Here is a 3923-nt window from a genome sequence, read left to right as displayed (position 1 = left end):
GGGTGTGCCCCGGTGATTCCGACATTCGGATCGGCATCGGTGACCAGCCGGAGCCCGAGATCGGGTTCGAGCAGGAGGTCGACGAGCCGGAAACGGTCGGGAAGCATGTCCGTCATCTTCTACCCGTACTGTGAAAATCTCCAATGAATCGGGGAGATCGATTCACTTCTTCCAATTGATGGGTTGCCGACCAGGTCGAATACTGGGTCCACCCCAACCAGGAGTATGACGATGATCACATCTCGCAATCCTTACCTGCGCGTCGCCGTGGACGTCGGCGGCACTTTCACGGACGTGTGCATCTTCGACGAGAAAGCATCGACCACACGGATCGCGAAGGTCCCTTCCACCCCGGACGATCCGATGCGTGCCGTCGTCGACGGTGTGCGTGCCGCGGGCGTCGACCTGAGCGAGGTGACCCTGTTCTCGCACGGCACCACCGTTGCCACCAACGCGCTCATCACCCGCAACTTCCCGCCGGCCGCCCTCGTCACCACCCGCGGATTCCGCGACGTACTCGAAATCCGCGACGGCACCAAGGACGAGCTGTGGGACACGTACGTCGATGTCGGCCCCCCTTACATCCGCCGTCGTGACCGCTACGAAGTCACCGAACGCATCGACTACGCCGGCGAGGTCGTCACCCCACTCGACGAAGCAGAGGTCCGCGAGATCGCCCGCATCCTGCGCCGCAAGGACATCAAGACCGTGGCGGTGTGCCTGATCAACAGCTACGTCAACAGTGATCACGAACAGCGCGTACGAGCCCTGCTCGAGGCCGAACTGCCCGACGTCACCGTCTCGACCTCCAGCGAGATCCTCCCCGAGATCTTCGAATACGACCGCGCCTCGACCACCGTCGCCAACGCCGTGCTCGCCCCGCTGGTCAGCGGATACGTCAACCGCTTGGAAGCGCAGCTGCGCACCGACGGATACGAGGGTGATCTGCTGCTGCTCCACTCGGGCGGCGGTTCCATGACCCCTGCGATGGTGGAGAAGTATCCGGTTCGGCTCGCAGCCTCGGGTATCGCCGCCGGCGCGATCGCCGTGGCCGACATCGCGACGCGCTGCGGGTACCCCAACGCGATCGGCCTGGACATGGGTGGCACCAGTACCGACATCTCCCTCGTCTACGACGGCGAGGTCCGCACCACCAAGCAGTGGCAGGTCGAGTACGGCTTCCCCATCTCCTTCCCCAGCATCGAGGTGCTCACGATCGGTGCCGGTGGTGGATCGTTGGCCTGGCTCGACGAAGCGGGTTCGTTGCGCAACGGTCCGCAGTCCGCCGGCGCCTCCCCCGGCCCGGCCTGTTATCTGCGCGGCGGCACCGAACCGACCAATACCGACGCCAACGTGCTGCTCGGCCGACTGGGCACCGCCCTCATCGGCGGTGGACTCAGCCTCGACGTGGCGGCAGCGGAGAACGCGATCAAACAGACCGTGGCAGGACCGCTCGGTCTCGACGCGGACACCGCGGCGAGCAACATCATCCAGGTCGCCAATGCGAACATGGCAGATGCCGTGCGGCTGTTGTCGATTCGTCGAGGATACGATCCCCGCGACTTCGTTCTCGTCGTCTGCGGCGGCGCAGGCGCCCTGCACGGCGCGGCCCTCGCGAAGGAACTGTCGATTCCGACCGTCGTGGTGCCGCCGCACCCGGGCATCACCTCGGCGCAAGGGTGCCTGCTCGTCGACATCCGGCACGATCTGTCGGCGATGTTCCAGGGCCGCGTGGACGACGTCGACACGACCGCGCTCGACCGTGAGTTCCTGCGCCTCGAACAGGAAGGCACGCAAAGGCTGCGCCACGAGGGGGTCGCACCCGAACGCATGGTTCTCGACCGTCACATCAGCATGCGCTACGCCGGTCAGTGGCGATCGCTGACCGTCGCCGCCGGCAACGGTCCCGGCTTCCTCGACGAGGCCGTCGAACGATTCCACGAGGAACACGAACGGGACTACTCGTTCCGGCGCGACGACACCCCGGTGGAGATCTACCAGATCGGCCTACGCGCAGTGGGTACCACACCGAAGCCGAAGTTCCCGCATGCCGGTGAGCCCACCACGGCCGAACCGGTAGCGGTGGAACGGCGCAGCGTCTATTTCGACGAAGCACAGCGCCGGCTCGACACACCTGTCTTCGACCGTGACACGCTCGGGTTCGGTACGCGCATTCCGGGCCCCGCCGTGATCACCCAGCTCGACTCCACCACCGTTGTCCCGCCCGGGACCACCGCCACCATCGACGAGTGGGCGAACATCCGCATCGACATCCAGGAGTCCCGATGACCATCCCGTCCACCACCCTCGATCCGGTCACCTTCGAGGTTCTCAAGAACGCGTTCGCCACCTCGGTCGATCTGATGTCCGAGCAGATCCTGCGCACCTGCTACTCGTTCGTCATCTACTCGCGGGACTTCTCCTCCGCGCTCTGCGACGCCGAGGGCAACACCGTCATGCAGGGCAGCCAGGACATCGCCGTTCACGTCGGCACGCTCCACTTCCAGTGCAAGGCCGTACTGGACGAATTCGGCTCCGACATCAACCCCGGCGACATCTTCATGGTCAACGACCCCTATCGCGGCGGCACCCACCTCAACGACGTCAGCTTCATCCGGCCCATCTTCGCGGACGATGTCCTCATCGCCTTCGCTCAGAACAAAGGGCACTGGGCCGATATCGGCGGCAGTGTGCCGGGATCCTTCGACGTCACTGCCACCGAACACTTCGGTGAAGGTCTGCGGATCACCCCGGTGCGGGTGTGGCACGAGGGCCGGTTCCTCGCCGACGTCGCGAAGCTCCTCGTCGCGAACACGCGGTCGCCGGAGATCAGCATGGGTGATCTGCACGCCCAGGCCGAGGCGACGGGGATATGCGAACGCGAGATCCTTCGCCTTGTGGACAAATACGGTCGCGGCACCGTCACCGAGGCCATGCATGAGGTCCAGAACTACGTCGAACGCATCGTCCGCAGCCGGGTCGCCGATCTTCCCGACGGCACCTGGACCACCGAGGACTACCTCGACTCCGATCCCGCGCGTCCCGAGGGCCTCGTCCCGATCCGGGTCACCATGACCATCGAGGGAGATCAACTCAGCTACGACCTGACGGGTAGCGCACCTGCCGTCGCGAGCTTCCTCAACAGCGGTTACGGCACCGCATTCTCCGGAATCATGGCGGGCACCAAGTCGTTCTTCCCCGATGTCCCGTTGAATTCGGGACTGTACAACGCGATTCACACCGAACTCGGGCCCGAGGGCACCGTCGTCAACGCAGGCTGGCCGCATGCGGTGACCGGGTTCTGTTCCGGCCCCTACGAGAAGATCATGAACGCGATCTTCGAACTGTGGTCGAAAGTCGTGCCCTCCCGGGGCATCGCCTGTTCGTTCAACCTCGAGTACCTCCTCGTCGGTGGGCGCGACGCCCGAACCGAGGAGCGCCCCTTCTTCATGTGGTACGACTGGATGGCCGGCGGCTGGGGTGGCCGAAACTCGAAGGACGGATCGAGCGCCACCGCACCGGTGTTCGGCATCGGTCTTGCCGTCCAGCCGTGCGAAGGACAAGAACGCCTCACCCCCGTGCTCACCACCGAGCACGCCATCATCACCGACTCCGGCGGACCGGGCGAGTACCGCGGCGGATGCGGCCTGTCCAAGGGCGGTGTCCTCACCGACAGCGACAACAGCGTGATGTCCTACTGCTGCGACCGTTCCCGCTCGGTCACCTGGGGAATCGAAGGGGGCCTACCGTCCATTCCCCATGGGGTCTGGCTCAACCGGGGCACACCCGAGGAACGCTTCCTCGGATCCGTGTTCTCGAACGTTCCTGTGCAGTCCGGTGATTCGTTCGACAGGCCGTCGGCCGGCGGAGGCGGATACGGGGATCCCCTGCGACGGGATCCGGAGTCCGTGCTCGAAGACGTG

General features: G+C 65.2%; 2 protein-coding genes. Both read left to right on the top strand.

From position 1 onward, the window contains the following. The first annotated feature begins 225 nt into the window (after window positions 1-225). On the top strand, window positions 226-2289 hold the full coding sequence (locus R1101_RS0117905) for a hydantoinase/oxoprolinase family protein (protein WP_016934730.1): 2064 nt from the start codon (window positions 226-228) through the stop codon (window positions 2287-2289). Then, window positions 2286-3923 (top strand): hydantoinase B/oxoprolinase family protein (locus R1101_RS0117900; RefSeq protein ID WP_016934729.1); only part of this gene is annotated, 1638 nt, incomplete at its 3' end. The genes R1101_RS0117905 and R1101_RS0117900, both read left to right, overlap by 4 nt.

Source organism: Rhodococcus sp. R1101, from assembly GCF_000278445.1.
Taxonomy (GTDB): Bacteria; Actinomycetota; Actinomycetes; order Mycobacteriales; family Mycobacteriaceae; genus Rhodococcus; species Rhodococcus gordoniae.
Note: the sequence above shows the minus strand (reverse complement) of the source record. Positions and strands in the feature narration are given on the sequence as shown.

Coding starts and splice junctions, on each gene's coding strand:
- R1101_RS0117905 (WP_016934730.1), top strand. CDS start 226: ATGACGATGATCACATCTCGCAATCCTTACCTGCGCGTCGCCGTGGAC.